A 13,433-nucleotide genomic window follows, 5' to 3' on the forward strand; every position below is an offset into this window, starting at 1 on the left:
TTCTTCTTATAAGAAGGTGAACAATTCCTTAAGGAAGATAAAATGAGAGGTTGAAACTAAAAGATCGAATCGAAGAACGAACTCAGTCGTCCATCGAATCCATGTCGGATGGGATTTTGTAGGCGCCGGTAAGACTTCCAGCGTTGCTTTTGCGCGAGAATCCCTTTCCTTTCGAAAGCGTTTCCGCATATTCCACGGTGTAGCGAGTCCATGGGATCGCTTTCAGGCGTGCGATCGGAATTTTTTTACCGGTTCCTTCGCAGATTCCGTAGGTGCCGTCTTCGATTTTTTCTAAAGCAACATCAATTTCGCGGATCGTTTCGATTTCCGCTTCGGAAAGAACCGAACTTAAGGTCTCTTCGTTGATTTCCGAGGCGATATCGGCGATATCGCCCATTTCTTTCAGGCCGGACGGTCTGCTGTTGTCTTCCCAATGGGCATACTTTTCCAAGAGAGCGTTTTTTCTCTCGAGGAGGAGCTCTGAAATTTCTTGAAGAGCTTTTTTGTCGTATGCCGGTGCCGGTTTTTTTGCAGTCATCCTGTTACCTGGAAATCTTAGACCTTAGTTTCCTTGTATTCGGTGTGTTTTCTGCAAAATTTGCAGAACTTTTTAGTAACCAATTTTTCAGTTTTGGCTTTCTTATTCTTAGTAAGAAGGTAGGTACTTCTTCCTTTCGAACAGCCTGGTTCCTGACAAACGAGCTTGATAATTTCTCTCATGGCGCTACTGTCTCGATTTCAATAAATTCCTCATCAGTAGACGGGATAACCCGCACTTTCAGTCCAATTTGTTTGAAAATTTGGAAAGAAAACCCCAAAAACGGCCGTACTGGAGGTTGTATTCTGCTAGAAAATGGGAGAGGGCTGAAAAATCAAGGAGGATTAGGGAAAATTCTCGAAAAAGAAAGGGTTTTTGGAATTTGGGGATATTTGAACGGCAATCGGAATATCGGATTCCATTACTTTGGGCCGCGGCTTTGACGGAAACCGTCCTTGTACGGGGGAGATCGCTTCATTGAAAATCCCCGTGAAAAATGAAATAAAATCTGGCCCAAACTTCGTCCATTTGAGTTATTACTAACTAGAACGGTTCGATTTCCTTTTCCCATTTTACCGTTTCAGAACAGATACAATCTTGGAAATTTTTTTCGTAGTACCGATCATGGCGGCAATCGCCAACGTAAGTTGTTTAATCGAAAACGTACGGAGGGACCATCCCTTTCATAAATTGATGACGGCGTTTTATCTGGCGATCGGATTTCAAAATTTTAGCACTGCCGCCATGTGCCTTTCTACGAACGAAGAGACGTCCTTGGCTTGGTGGATTTTTCAATGTCATTCCTTCTTTTTACTTTCGCCCATACTTGTCGGGATGGCCAGTTTTTCCACAGGCAGGAAAATTCTAAATGTCTATACTTGGATCGTTTTGATCGCCGCAGTAGTCGTCGATTTTCTTTGTTCTTCGATGCCTCGCTTATTTATCGTCGAGTTTAGAATGTTATCCTTCGGTTTATCGCCGATGATCTCGCCGTTCGGCGCGGCTTTGGGGGCCGGAATTCATCTTCTATCTCTTAGCGTCTGTATTTATCTTTTTGTTCGACCGGTTCAATGGAACGTATTCTTTGAGCGGAACTTTTTTGTCGGCGTCTTTCTCTTGTGGTGGTTCGCTCTCTTTGCGAATTTTTTTCCCATGCACGGTGTCAACTTGCCTCCGCTCCATCCCGTTGCGGACGCCGCGCTTTCCGTAACTCTTGCCGTTTATTTGAATCGGTACAATGCGGCAGGTTTCGGTTTCTGGCGTATCCTGGCTAACATTCTGATTTCGATCGCGGTGGGAGTCACGATAGGAATGTTGTTTTGGCCTGTCTTGAGGTCTATCGCCTATCACGAGTTATACGTGACTGCAATTGCGGCTTTTTGCGCCTGTTCCTTTATTTCCTTTCTTTTGTTTCATTCTTTTAGAACGGATTCCATTCTTCCTAGGCAGGAATTCAATTTGGAGGGATTCGGACTTTCCAAACAAGAGATCCGAATTTGCGAATTGCTGGAGGCGGGACACAGCAGAACCTTTATTCAGCTGATCTTGAACGTTTCCAACGGAACGTTGAGAAATCATCTGAAGAACATTTATGCGAAGGTACTGCCCGAATCCAAATCCACCGCTAAAGATCAATTGCAGAGATTGACAATTCTTCTTTCCAAACGGAAGGAAGATCGAATTACGACTTAGTTTTAAAACGAAGCCTTTGCCGAATCGGTATGACAAAAAACGCAGTTCTTTTTCAGAGAGTCCGGTTTTGATTCACGCGCATTCTCGTTGAGTTGTATGATTCGGATCATTGCTTCGTTCATACAGACGGATTTTTTTGCGGAGCCGTCCATTATCGTTTTATACGCGGTCACGACCGCGGTTCCGTTTTCTTTCGCTTTCAAGTCGTCAGCGTTTGCGCTCAATCCGACGAACAAAAGCAAGGCCGCGATTCGATTCGTTTGAAACATTTGATTCTAACCATCTCTTTTTGAATCGATTGTAACTCCCGGAGGAACTTCGTTCAACGCCCAGCTGTCACGGTTTCAAATTTCGGTTCGTTACATTTGTCATGTTTTTTGGTTTATAGGATTTATAACGGAGGATGCGGGTTCTTTTTCGCGTGAGAAAATAATATTCTTTAGGAACGAAAAGAGAATGATCGATACGAAAAACGGAATGGAAGGAGGGAGGTCAATTGCAATCGGAGTAGCGAATACCGTTGTTTTTACTTGTAACTTCGACCGAAATTGTTTTTGTTTTAGACAATTCGTTTAAACTTGGGATCGTATTTTTTTCACAAACCCATCCCGCGGTATTTCCCTGTACATTCAGATTTCCGCATCCTCCCATAAACTCAAGATTTCGCCAGACGAAAACGTTCAAGTTTCGGAAGGGAATGTTTTGGGGACTTCCGTTCGGAATGTGTACGATTCCGATCTTAAAAGAATTCTCCGCTTGAAACCGATATGTCCATTCGAACTCGGGTTCGGAAACGTTCCCGTTCGTATTGACTCCGATCGATTCCGGTATATTGCCGAGTGTTAAGGTGAATTGAACGTGAGTTGCATTGTCCTGTATGTTTCCCGAAATCAAATCGAGATGCCCTATTCCATCCGTTGACACATTTAAAAAGCCGGCTTTGACATCCCCGCTCGAGTCGGAAAAACTCCAAGGATTTGCGTATTCTCTCGGAGGACAAGGCAGGCTTGCAGTCGTCAAAAATAAATAAGGAACGTAGTTTTCGGCGACGGGTTCTTCGATCTTGTTTGAAGAACAACCGAACGAAAAACAGACGAGAAAAAATCGAATTAGTATTTTAGAATACATTAGATGCTCCAAGGACAAATCGGATACCCGGAGCCGGTTTGATAGGAGCAGGTGATTCCTTTTTGGAAGGTCCCGTTTTTTATATTCTGCGTTAGGTTGATCAGTTCCGCACTGAAGTTTAAGTCGTTCATGCAGGTTGCGGTTGTTTGAGGTATCAACGCTAGTTCGGCTTCCAAGCCGTTGAGTTGGGACAGCTCGTTTCCGTTTAACAGACGTGAAAAACTCCCCGAAACAAAAGGACCGGATTCGAGTCCGAGTCCATTGCACGTTTTCTGATTGGTGAATTGAAACTGAGATTCGGTGTTGGCTCCGTCGAATCCGAACGCGTCTTTCCAGAGCATCGAAACCGGCGGTTGAAGGTTGGAATACTTTAAGAATAAGGGCGCAGTTCCCGCCGCGCAATTGGAGAAGTTGATACTGATGAACGTAAGATCGTCCCTTCTATTTTGAAGCGTTGTCTGTGTTTTGATATTATTGAAAAAATCGAGATTGCATCTTTCCTTTTCCAATTCGTAACAGGTCGTGATCTTTCTTCCTGCGACTTGCGTATTGACTAGACATGCTTTCACGTCCGGAACTTCCGGCTTGGGCACTACATGCAACTGTCTTTCGATCAAGGCGAGTTGGAGGCTGGGATTGGATGCGTTTTCCTGAATACAATGAGATAGGAAAGCCCCGATCATCCCGAGCGCAACGAGCACGAACTTACGAAACGTCACCAGCACTTTCCGGTAAAGAGACAAATCAAAAGAAGAATGTCGATCGGTTCCGGTTGGACTTCTACGGGTTGAGGGGTTTGCTCTTCCGGCAAAGGGGTGACCACCGTATCGTTTCCGGGAACGGATACGGCTCCGTTAAAGAGAGGCGGTCCGTTTCTCAACGAATTGTGCCAATCCAGTTGAGTCACTTTGGAGGCTAATGCCCCCGCCCAAACCGTGTATCCGATGTAGTTCAAATGTCCGACTTGATCCTGATACAGCCAGGGATTGGCAACCCAACACTGACCGAATTCAAAACAGTCTCTTTGCCGAATAAAAAGATGATACATGGGTAAAAAATGTACATTTCCGTATTTTGAGTTCACCTCCGCGGCGGTTTGTTCTAACGGCCCCTGTGAAAAGAACATTCCCAGGCTTGTGACCATACTGATGTTGTTTTTGATCGTATGCAGCCACAGCCAATACCATTCGTCCTGACTCGTGGGCGAGGTGCCCGAGTTTTTGATTTGTATATGCAGCATTTCTAATTCTACGATTCCGGTTTGGATTTGAACCGTCGCCAAGGCGTTGTTGTATGCCTGTTTGATTCCGATGATTGCTTGTACGAAATCTCCGTGTAATTCATTCATATCGATCGGAATATACAATAGTCCCAACCAACCGAACGGCAACACGGCGATCGCGGCTGCCTGGGCTTCTTCATACATTGCCTTTTTTTGTTCTTCGTGTAGTTTACTCATATTGTAGGTGAACATTCCGTCGGGATGGGTTGCGAGCGGCGTGAAGTAATTGTTCGTATTTCCGAGTGTCGGACTGTAGGAAAGATTGGGAAAGTTTCCCATTACCAAGACATTTTTGTTTCTTCTTGGATTTCGGAGTTGATACAGAATCGACTTGGTATTGAAGGAAACCCTGCCGACTACGGCGCTAAACTTCCAAGGCATGAAGGTGAGCATGATGGAGTTATGCCAGAAATCGTTTCCTCCGATTTCAAAGGCGACGTTGGGTGCGGTTTTGAAATTGAAACGTTGTTCCGGTTTGATCGCGCAAGCTGCAATAAATTCATATACATTCTTTGTAGTATATCCGCCTATCGCTAAGTTTTGTACATTCCAGGAAACACCGAAATTCATCAGAGTCAGATATTTATCCCAACCGAAATATCCGTATGCTCCTTCGTCTACAAAATCTCCTAGACTGTCTCCATACAATGTGAGAAATGTTTTGTCCGGCTCAAAGGATTCAGGATTAGAATCATCGAATTGAGTATTGCAGTTCGTTTGATTAACAAGATAATCATAGGAATGATTCAGATCCGGTAAAATATATCTAAAGCTATTTTTATCGGCGGAGAGAGATGAATTTAAAAAGAGAATAGATATCATTAAAATACAGTTTGTTCGAATATTCATTTTTGATTTCCTTATTGTGGTGGATCCTGGGCTGTTGGTGTAGTGAAAGTAATATTGCCTGAGCCGCTCATTGCCGTTATTTTTGAGAAAAAACCAAGGCGTTTTTGTGGTAGTGGTGGTATAGTTAGCCTTAGATCTAAAACTTCTAATTGTCCAGATAATCCCGAGTCATCATCGGCTTTGTATTCTTCGGGACTGTTTCCGCAATATGGGCTTGTTAATTTCATGTTTTGTCCTGAAGATTCTTGAATTGTAAAAGTAAAGTATTCGGCAGGACGCCCTATATAGACTGCATTCAATCTCGCCCTATTGTCAAAGATATACGTATCCCCCGCCTGCATAAACCTTGTGTATGTTCCGGGTTCCAAGATCGGAATCTGATCTGTGGGAGGACAGAATTGATTGAAATCTAAATTCGGAGCGATAAAGAAAAACCCATACGTAAGTAAGAAATTATTATCGATGCCTGCGGTTGTACCTCGATCGAAGTCTTCCTGTTTTAGATTATCACAGTGAGCGCTTAACATGCACGCGATGATTAAAATAAAGATTCGTTTCAACATAAGAATTCCGATCGAATAGGGCTGCCACAAAGGGAAAATTCTTTCGAAGAGAAAAGACTTCATAAATTTTTCACTCCGCGTTTGATCAATTCCAAGTTTACCTTCTGCCGGATCGCCACGGCCTTTTCTCTTGCCATGATCAGAAACGATGTAGGGATGCCGGTTGCCGGATCTCCGTAATCCATCATAAACCGAATCATAACCAAGCTCAACGTAAAGTTCTCCCGAACCTTGATGAGTTGAGGCACGGTCATACCCGGAAGATCGTTTGCAACCTTTCCGTAAAAAACATCCGCCGCTTGGCTTTCTTGCTGTAAGATTTGCTGTTCGGTTCCGTAGGTGGGAGTCGGAACCGATTGGCCTTTGAGTTCCGCCTCCACTTTGGCTTCCAGTTCGGAATCGGACAAAGGGCGATTGAATAAAACGTCTTTCGAAGCCATAGAAGATTCTTTTACGAACTTTTGATCCAATTGGCCGTTTTCGTTCATCATCCGAAAAGCTTCTTCGATCGAAGCGCGCTCGTTATCCGAAATTGCGGGCAATGTCGCCAACGGTGAATCCGGCGTCGGGGTAGGAATGCCCAGGTCGGAGGGAGAATACGGGGTAACATTCGACGCGAACAAAGGGGGAAGCTTGCCCGAGCCCGGTTTGATGCAGGCTGCGGTCGCGAACGAACAGACGATAATAAATATAATAAAAATTGAATATTTTAGAGATTGAATGTTTCGGTTTTGATCCATGTTCGACCTTCCTTTAAAAGTGATGTGTAATGCCGAGTTGAATTGCGGGAATTCCGAAGGAGGAAGATCGCGTATCCGTTCCTTCTCCGATCGGTTTCAATTCCCGGTTTTGTATCTGTAAGTCTTTGTAGGTTTCGTTTTTTCCGAAACGAACGTATGCCTTGATCGTCGTGAACGTAAAAAAACCGACGGTAATCGCGGCCAGGGTTTGATATCTTGTATAAGAATTCTGGAATGTATGTTTTTCCTTATCGTTGAAACCCGAATAAGAGTTTTTTAAGGATTGATTTTGCTGATTCGTATCGACATAAGCCGCGGCGGTAAGAAGGACGAGCCCGACTTTGACCCAGAGGGTGTATGAATTCTCGAATTGTCCGTTCGGAGCGACGCTTTCGTTCGGAAAACCTTTCCATTGAGTGTCGGCCGATGCGTTCCAATAAAGAAGCGATTCCCACGCGCTGCGAAACGCGGAAGAATTCTTTATATTTTTATAATATTCTTCGGAGACAAAATCGACGATTTGTTCTTTCGGTATTTTTTTCCCGATCTTAGAATTTCGGATAAAATAATATTCTTGGAATTTCCCCACTTCTCCGGAAAACGCGGAGCCGTCCTTTAAAAGAAGAATTCCGGTGCGAAACGGGGAAGGATTTGCGTTCTCCGAAAAAGTGTCCGTGGCCGTACAGACGACAAGCAGAAAGAGGACGATCCGCGCGGTATTTTTTAAAACCATCGAACCGCCTCTGCGTCCACTTTGGTTTCTTTTTTGCGATTTCCGATTTTTTCCTGAAAGAGAATCCATCTCTTGCCTTCTGCCTTGCGGGTTGTGTAGGAAAAGAATCGGATTTTTTTGCCTTCGAGAAAGTCGGGCGGATGCGGGAGTATTTCCGCGGTCGATACGCTTTCTCGAAAATCTTTCTTTTGTGGATTGCAATCCGCCGTTTCGGGGATCGGGGTCGCGACGTTCCTCGTTTGGCTTAGATTCTGATATACGAATAGAAGATTGCAGAAAACGGATAGGATCAGAATCGGTAGAAAAGTTGCCTGATTTAATTTCATACGGGAGAGCTCGAGTAACGTTCTTTTGACATCTTCTGAGGAATGTATTCCCGAAGCAAAAATTAAAGACATATTTGTATTAAAAGTTTGTTAGTTTGTTTTTTATATCAAAATTATGGCTTCTGTGAGTTTAAGATTAGAGAGGATCCGGCCCGAGTTTCGATCTGCGTTGCTTCAGTTTGAGGAAAAGAATTCGTTTTGCGTTCGAAATTTGTGGGATCTCCCACGAAGTTGCGTTTAACAGAAGAAGACGATGATGATCTACTCAAAGTTTGGCGGCAAAACTCTCTGTCTTTCCCGAATCATTTGTAGGATCTCCTACGAAGTCGGGATCATTGGACGGAGAATTCGAAGAACGCAAGAAGCAACATAGAATGTTCCGGAAGAAACGCCGTATGAGTTCCTACATAGTTTGAACTGTAAAGCTTTGGTGGAGATCGGATCCATTCCGGTTCACAACCCGCAAGGGACACGCAAGGCTTGGTCTAAAACGCGGCTTGAAAAATCCGCTTTATGAGAAGTAATTTCCTTTGCCGAGTTTCCGTTTCGATCTTTGCGTTTTAGACCGAGCGGGACTCCGCGAGCCTGAAGTGGCCCGACCGCCGTGGCGGGTGCGGCCTTATCCCTTCGGAGTTGATTTTCTCCAGAAGGCAGCGAGCAAACTTCCGATCAGCGAATGTACCAAACTGGAAATCGCGGCGGGTATTGCGACTAACGGGTCCGGGAAATTATTTCTGGAAAGAACGACTCCCAGTCCGGAGTTTTGCATCCCTACTTCGATGGAAATTGTTCTCGACGTTTTTTGTTTTCGGATGAAAAGCCAGGAAAGGATATAACCGAAAAAGAATCCGGAGGAATGCAGGCCGACTACCGCCGCGATCAATCTTCCGGCCGACTGAAGAATCTTTTCTCTTCCCGCTCCCAAGATCGAAGATACGATCATCGTAATGAGTAGAACGGCGACGAGCGGAGAAACCGTTTGGATCCTTTTGGAAATTTGCGGGAGATAAAAGTTGAGCAGAACGCCGAGCGCCACGGGTAAAATCACCACTTGAAACGTGTCCAAGAATAGTCCGCTCGCGGACGCTTCCACGCCTTTGCCGATGAGAAAGAGCGTTAAAAGCGGAGTCATAAAGACCGATAGAATCGTGGAAGACGCGGTCATCGAAACCGATAAAGCAAGATCCCCTTTCGCGAGATAAGTAATCACGTTAGACGCAACACCACCTGGACAACAGGACACTACGATCAATCCCGTCGCGAGCGGGGCGGGCAAATCCAGAAGAATTCCGATTCCCCAGCCGGAGAAAGGCATCACCGTATATTGCAATACGACCCCCGCAAGTACGGGGACCGGAGTTTGAAAAACGTCTCGAAAGTCCCGGGGTAAAAGAGTGATTCCCATTCCGAGCATCGTAAAGCCGAGCCCGTATGTGATCCAAGGCCCGGTAAACCAAGTGAACCATTGGGGAAAGAAAAAGGACAGAACCGATCCGGTTAAAACCCAGACCGGAAATAGCAGCGTGCCGATTTCTCCGATTTTCTGCAGTTTGTTTGTCTTCATCAAGGTTAAGGACTAAAAGAAGAGATTTTCTGTAGGAGTTCCGACAAGAATCATAGTTTCTACTCGCAAAAAGTTTGATTTTCTGATATAGAAAAATTTCTCGCGGTTTCCCGCCGCCTCACCCCTCCACCCAAGATAAGGGTGGGGCCGCTTTTTTACTGAAAAATTTTGTACTACCGACAAATTGATCCTCGGGCAATCAACCCGGAAAACTTCCGAGAAGTTCCACAACCCGATCGAGCTGATCTTTTCGGTTATAGATATGCGGAGAAAAACGGACCTTGCCCAATCGAAGCGCACACATCACTCCGTTCTTCTTGAGATAGGAAACGAGTTCGTCCATCGGAATTCCTTCCTTGTACCCGACTACGATCCCCGTTCTGTTGTCCGGAAAATGATCGAGTTCGATTTGAAATCCGACGCTCTTCATTCCTTCGGAGAGATAATCCGAAAGCTCGTAGATTCTTTCCATAACCGTATGAAATCCGATCTTTTGGAGCATTTCCAGAGTGGATTGAAAGTAAACCCAATCGATAAAATTGCCGCTGGAAATCTCGTAACGATCCGCTCCCGGTTTGAGTTCCGCCCGATACGGTAAATAGACTTCGTCGTTGACCACGGAGCCGGTTCCTTTGAACGGAAACGAGAGTGTGTCGATGCGGTCTTGTTGGATGTACAACATTCCCAAGCCGAGCGGACCCAAGAGCCATTTCCAAGCGGGGAAGGCGATGTATTTCAACTTCATTTTTCGGACGTCGATGGGGACAAGTCCCACACCTTGCGCTCCGTCTAACACGAATTCGATGCCCTTCTCGTCCAGAAACGTTCCGATTTCCTCCAAAGGGAAAGGCATTCCCGTACACCAGTGAACCGCGGATAGAGAGACGATTTTGGTTTTAGGCCCGACGGAGGACTTAACGTTCTCTAAAAACTGATCGGGTGTGGAGCTCATCGGAATGAATCCGAGATTTACGCCCTTCTCCTTCCAATGTTCCCAAGGATAAATATTGCTCGGGTACTCGTTTTCCAACAGTAGAATCTCGTCTCCCGGTTTCAGTTGAAAGCCGAGCGAAAGAAAGTTCATTCCTTCGTTGGTGTTGTGGATGACGCACAGTTCTTCCACGTCGCAGTTGATGAGTCCCGCCACGATCTTTCGAATCGTATGTTTTACGGAAGCGTATTTGCGCACTTCGGTAAGTACTCCCTTGCGGGCGTACCCTTCCAAATATTCTCCGACCGTTTGGATCGTATTCACATTGCAGGGAGTCGTCCCGCAATTGTTCAACCAGATCATCTCCTGATTGACGGGATACAGATCTTGGATTTCTTTCCAATCGGTGATCGTGGTGGGCTGCATGAAATCGATTACCTTTTCTTCTTAGCCTTTGCCGCGGCTTTCTTTTTCGGAGCCGCTTTCTTGACCGTCTTCTTAGCGGTTTTTTTCGGTTTTGCCGCCGCTTTTTTCACCGCTGCCTTTTTCTTCGGCGCAGCCTTCTTCGCAACTGGTTTGGATTTGCTCGCGGCCTTTTTCGGTGCGGGAGCCGCTTTCTTAGCGGACGCCGTAGAAGCGACGGGTTTTACGGCCGGAGTCGATTTAGCTACGGGAGCGGGTTTCGCGGCAGGCGCAGGTTTAGAAGTCGGAGCTGCGGCCTTCGGTTTTTTCGGAACGGATGGAGCCTTGGAAGGTTTGGATTCCGCCTTCGCAACTTCTTCGGCTTGTTCGTCCCAAAAAAACGTTCCTTGTTGTCCCGAACCGGATTGATCCAATCCGTTCAATTCCGTTTCGAGAAGAGACTGATAGTTGTGATTGTAGTCCTTGAGTTTCGTGAAAAGAGATTTGATGTTCACGTCGTCGAATTTGTTCGCGAGTTTTTCATAGAAAGAAACGGAGTTCTCCGCTTCGCGGATCGCAAGTTCGAGCGCCTCGTGCGCGTCCTTCGTTCCAGGACCGGAAATGGTTCTCTCCACCTTGTTCATCAGTTTTTGAAGAGTCGTCTCGTGAAATTTGTGAATCGCGGTCAGTTGTTTCAGGTTCGGGAGTTCCGATCCTTCCGCTTGTTCGTACAACTCGGTGATGAACTTGATATGATCGTCCACTTCTTCCGCGAGTCTTTCGAAAAGTTCCTTTGTGTCTCCGGGAGGAAGTTTTTCATACGTGCTCATATAAAATTCGAAGTAATCTTTTTCGTGTTGGATCGCGGCCGCTACCGCTTCCAAAAATGTCGTTTCTTTTAAAGGTTTAATATTCATAATAAGATTCCTCCCGATTTCTTAGCTATCTTAGGTATGTTACGGACTGAATCAATAATTATTTAATTTTCTTCCACGGATTCATAGATGAGGAACTGCGCGGCGTAGTACGTCAGCATGATCCACGTTCCGATCATCGGAATCGGAAGCCCCGCGAACTTTCCCATCGCGATTAGACTGTCGGAAAGAATAAAAAGAGAGGAACCCGCAAACGATTTCCAATATTCCGGTCTTGGACATTCTCTGGCGATCGCTCTCCAACCCATCACACAAATGGCCGATACATACGCCGCAACCGGAACGTAAAGAGAACTTCCGATCCCGGGAAGAATCCAAGTGTAGAAAGAAATTCCGAACGCGAAGTACGGAATCAACCGAACAAGGTTTACCGGATTTCCAACGGAGAATCCGATCGAATATAAAATCTGCGCTACGAGAAACGATCCGAGTCCGAATACGAAGTAGTTTCCGGGAAGACCTAAAAACGTATCTCCGAACAAGGAAAAGATCAATCCTACGAAGACGTATTTTCCGGCGCGGTCTTTCCACTTTCCTTCAAAGAAAGAAAAGAAAATCAAAATGAGAATCGGTATGACTTTGGTCGCCAATTTGAGAGCGACTTCGCCCGGGAAAAAATAGGAAACGAGCAATTGAATCAAAGCGGTGATCGAAAATAAGAGTAAAATCATCTGAGCCTTCTTTCTGGGAATTGGGATTGTAATTTTGTACAGAGCTACGATTCTGTCACCCAAGAATCGGAAAACACAGAGGGATTATGGGATATTGGAGTTCGGGAGAATTCGTCTTAGTCGTTATCTTCACGGTGGTCTTGGGTCTTCTCGTTTATTTGGATCTCTTCGTATTAAACAAAAGAGCCCACAAAATTCCCCTCCGAGAATCCGTCTACTGGTCTCTCTTCTGGTTCAGTCTCGCGATTTCGTTCAGCATTTTGATCTACGTGATGGATCAGACTCCGAACGACCCGGACCGCGGGAAAACGAAATCCCTCGAATTCATCACCGGATATCTTTTGGAATATTCCCTTTCGGTGGATAACCTCTTCGTCTTTATCATGATCTTTCAAAAGTTTCGGATAACGCCTCAGTATCAGCCTCTGATTTTGAAATGGGGAATCATCGGCGCGCTGATTTTCCGCGCGATCATGATTTTTATCGGTGCCGGATTGATTTCTCAGTTCAACTGGATTCTCTACTTGTTCGGAATTCTTCTTCTTTATACCGCTGTGAAGATGTTTACCCATCAGGAAGACGAGGACTTTCATCCGGAATCTTCTCCCGTAGTTAAGTTCGCGAAAAAGTTTCTTCCGATGAGTCAAGCGCATCACCCCGAAAAATTCGTCGTGATCGAACACGGAAAGTATGTTTTTACTTCTACCTTTATCACTCTGCTCATCGTTGAGTTCAGCGATATTATGTTCGCGCTCGATTCGATTCCCGCGATCTTTTCGATCACTACGGACGCGTTTATCGTTTATACTTCCAATATCTTCGCGATCCTCGGGCTGCGTTCCCTGTATTTTATGCTTTCGGGAGTGATGGAATTGTTCGTATTTTTAAAACGGGGCGTTAGCGTTCTTCTCGCATTCGTGGGAGTGAAGTTATTGCTTCCGCTTTTTTCACCGTATGTTTTCGGACACGAGATTCACATTCCGATATTGGTTTCTTTAGGGGTGATTGTGGGAACTCTTACACTTTCGATTTTGGCATCGATTCCCCATTACCTCAAAACCAAAAATGAGAATTGAGGA

16 protein-coding genes are annotated in these 13,433 nt (G+C 45.3%); 2 read left to right on the forward strand and 14 right to left on the reverse strand.

Features of this window, described 5'->3' with window-relative positions:
* Window positions 1–82: 82 nt before the first annotated feature.
* Both LFX17_RS19300 and rpmG read right to left on the reverse strand, forming a co-directional pair.
* A complete protein-coding gene (locus tag LFX17_RS19300) occupies window positions 83–538 on the reverse strand; it encodes a TraR/DksA family transcriptional regulator (protein ID WP_238731821.1) in 456 nt (151 codons plus the stop codon).
* 17 nt (window positions 539–555) lie between these two features.
* Window positions 556–720: a 50S ribosomal protein L33 gene (gene rpmG, locus LFX17_RS19305; RefSeq protein ID WP_002998847.1), complete on the reverse strand. Its 165-nt coding sequence runs from the start codon at window positions 718–720 to the stop codon at window positions 556–558.
* 415 nt (window positions 721–1,135) lie between these two features.
* On the opposite strand from rpmG, the gene LFX17_RS19310 reads away from it, so the two are divergent.
* Window positions 1,136–2,230 carry a helix-turn-helix transcriptional regulator gene (locus LFX17_RS19310; protein WP_238748600.1) on the forward strand — a complete coding sequence of 365 codons (1,095 nt, stop codon included), beginning with the start codon at window positions 1,136–1,138 and terminating at the stop codon, window positions 2,228–2,230.
* A 2-nt stretch (window positions 2,231–2,232) separates the two neighbouring features.
* Here the strand turns inward: LFX17_RS19310 and LFX17_RS19315 are convergent, their stop codons facing one another.
* The 12 genes from LFX17_RS19315 to LFX17_RS19370 form a co-directional block, all read right to left on the reverse strand.
* Window positions 2,233–2,499 (reverse strand): hypothetical protein, encoded by a 267-nt coding sequence (locus LFX17_RS19315; RefSeq protein WP_238731823.1) that lies wholly within the window; start codon window positions 2,497–2,499, stop codon window positions 2,233–2,235.
* A 223-nt stretch (window positions 2,500–2,722) separates the two neighbouring features.
* Window positions 2,723–3,358 (reverse strand): hypothetical protein, encoded by a 636-nt coding sequence (locus tag LFX17_RS19320; protein ID WP_238748602.1) that lies wholly within the window; start codon window positions 3,356–3,358, stop codon window positions 2,723–2,725.
* Window positions 3,358–4,041: an LA_1694 family PerA/PerB upregulated protein gene (locus LFX17_RS19325; RefSeq protein WP_238748762.1), complete on the reverse strand. Its 684-nt coding sequence runs from the start codon at window positions 4,039–4,041 to the stop codon at window positions 3,358–3,360. Before LFX17_RS19325 ends, LFX17_RS19320 begins: the two co-directional genes overlap by 1 nt.
* 32 nt (window positions 4,042–4,073) lie before the next feature.
* Window positions 4,074–5,489: an LIC10707 family hydrolase gene (locus LFX17_RS19330; RefSeq protein WP_406600720.1), complete on the reverse strand. Its 1,416-nt coding sequence runs from the start codon at window positions 5,487–5,489 to the stop codon at window positions 4,074–4,076.
* 11 nt (window positions 5,490–5,500) lie between these two features.
* Window positions 5,501–6,052 (reverse strand): LIC_10705 family lipoprotein, encoded by a 552-nt coding sequence (locus LFX17_RS19335; RefSeq protein WP_238748763.1) that lies wholly within the window; start codon window positions 6,050–6,052, stop codon window positions 5,501–5,503.
* A gap of 59 nt (window positions 6,053–6,111) precedes the next feature.
* Complete coding sequence (locus LFX17_RS19340) at window positions 6,112–6,792, reverse strand: LA_3478 family PerA/PerB upregulated protein (protein ID WP_238748607.1); 681 nt, start codon at window positions 6,790–6,792, stop codon at window positions 6,112–6,114.
* A 13-nt stretch (window positions 6,793–6,805) separates the two neighbouring features.
* Window positions 6,806–7,525, reverse strand: coding sequence for a hypothetical protein (locus LFX17_RS19345; protein ID WP_238748609.1), 720 nt, complete (start codon window positions 7,523–7,525; stop codon window positions 6,806–6,808).
* Window positions 7,516–7,851, reverse strand: coding sequence for a hypothetical protein (locus tag LFX17_RS19350; protein ID WP_238748611.1), 336 nt, complete (start codon window positions 7,849–7,851; stop codon window positions 7,516–7,518). The genes LFX17_RS19345 and LFX17_RS19350 overlap by 10 nt, the downstream gene beginning before the upstream one ends.
* 619 nt (window positions 7,852–8,470) lie before the next feature.
* Window positions 8,471–9,415 carry a bile acid:sodium symporter family protein gene (locus LFX17_RS19355; protein ID WP_238748613.1) on the reverse strand — a complete coding sequence of 315 codons (945 nt, stop codon included), beginning with the start codon at window positions 9,413–9,415 and terminating at the stop codon, window positions 8,471–8,473.
* Window positions 9,416–9,614: 199 nt separating this feature from the next.
* The gene (locus tag LFX17_RS19360) at window positions 9,615–10,772 is read right to left on the reverse strand and encodes an aminotransferase class V-fold PLP-dependent enzyme (RefSeq protein ID WP_238731831.1); all 1,158 of its coding nucleotides are present in this window, start codon (window positions 10,770–10,772) and stop codon (window positions 9,615–9,617) included.
* 8 nt (window positions 10,773–10,780) lie between these two features.
* A complete protein-coding gene (locus tag LFX17_RS19365) occupies window positions 10,781–11,665 on the reverse strand; it encodes a ferritin-like domain-containing protein (protein WP_238731832.1) in 885 nt (294 codons plus the stop codon).
* Between the two features lie 62 nt (window positions 11,666–11,727).
* Window positions 11,728–12,354 carry a lysoplasmalogenase gene (locus LFX17_RS19370; RefSeq protein WP_238731833.1) on the reverse strand — a complete coding sequence of 209 codons (627 nt, stop codon included), beginning with the start codon at window positions 12,352–12,354 and terminating at the stop codon, window positions 11,728–11,730.
* Between the two features lie 86 nt (window positions 12,355–12,440).
* Between LFX17_RS19370 and LFX17_RS19375 the strand changes: the two genes are divergently transcribed.
* Complete coding sequence (locus LFX17_RS19375; RefSeq protein ID WP_238748615.1) at window positions 12,441–13,430, forward strand: TerC family protein; 990 nt, start codon at window positions 12,441–12,443, stop codon at window positions 13,428–13,430.
* The last annotated feature ends 3 nt before the right edge of the window (window positions 13,431–13,433 follow it).

It is taken from the genome of Leptospira sanjuanensis, from assembly GCF_022267375.1.
GTDB lineage: Bacteria > Spirochaetota > Leptospiria > Leptospirales > Leptospiraceae > Leptospira > Leptospira sanjuanensis.

Coding starts and splice junctions, on each gene's coding strand:
- LFX17_RS19300 (WP_238731821.1), bottom strand. CDS start 538: ATGACTGCAAAAAAACCGGCACCGGCATACGACAAAAAAGCTCTTCAA.
- rpmG (WP_002998847.1), bottom strand. CDS start 720: ATGAGAGAAATTATCAAGCTCGTTTGTCAGGAACCAGGCTGTTCGAAA.
- LFX17_RS19315 (WP_238731823.1), bottom strand. CDS start 2,499: ATGTTTCAAACGAATCGAATCGCGGCCTTGCTTTTGTTCGTCGGATTG.
- LFX17_RS19320 (WP_238748602.1), bottom strand. CDS start 3,358: ATGTATTCTAAAATACTAATTCGATTTTTTCTCGTCTGTTTTTCGTTC.
- LFX17_RS19325 (WP_238748762.1), bottom strand. CDS start 4,041: ATGATCGGGGCTTTCCTATCTCATTGTATTCAGGAAAACGCATCCAAT.
- LFX17_RS19330 (WP_406600720.1), bottom strand. CDS start 5,489: ATGAATATTCGAACAAACTGTATTTTAATGATATCTATTCTCTTTTTA.
- LFX17_RS19335 (WP_238748763.1), bottom strand. CDS start 6,052: ATGTTGAAACGAATCTTTATTTTAATCATCGCGTGCATGTTAAGCGCT.
- LFX17_RS19340 (WP_238748607.1), bottom strand. CDS start 6,792: ATGGATCAAAACCGAAACATTCAATCTCTAAAATATTCAATTTTTATT.
- LFX17_RS19345 (WP_238748609.1), bottom strand. CDS start 7,525: ATGGTTTTAAAAAATACCGCGCGGATCGTCCTCTTTCTGCTTGTCGTC.
- LFX17_RS19350 (WP_238748611.1), bottom strand. CDS start 7,851: ATGAAATTAAATCAGGCAACTTTTCTACCGATTCTGATCCTATCCGTT.
- LFX17_RS19355 (WP_238748613.1), bottom strand. CDS start 9,415: ATGAAGACAAACAAACTGCAGAAAATCGGAGAAATCGGCACGCTGCTA.
- LFX17_RS19360 (WP_238731831.1), bottom strand. CDS start 10,772: ATGCAGCCCACCACGATCACCGATTGGAAAGAAATCCAAGATCTGTAT.
- LFX17_RS19365 (WP_238731832.1), bottom strand. CDS start 11,665: ATGAATATTAAACCTTTAAAAGAAACGACATTTTTGGAAGCGGTAGCG.
- LFX17_RS19370 (WP_238731833.1), bottom strand. CDS start 12,354: ATGATTTTACTCTTATTTTCGATCACCGCTTTGATTCAATTGCTCGTT.
- LFX17_RS19375 (WP_238748615.1), top strand. CDS start 12,441: ATGGGATATTGGAGTTCGGGAGAATTCGTCTTAGTCGTTATCTTCACG.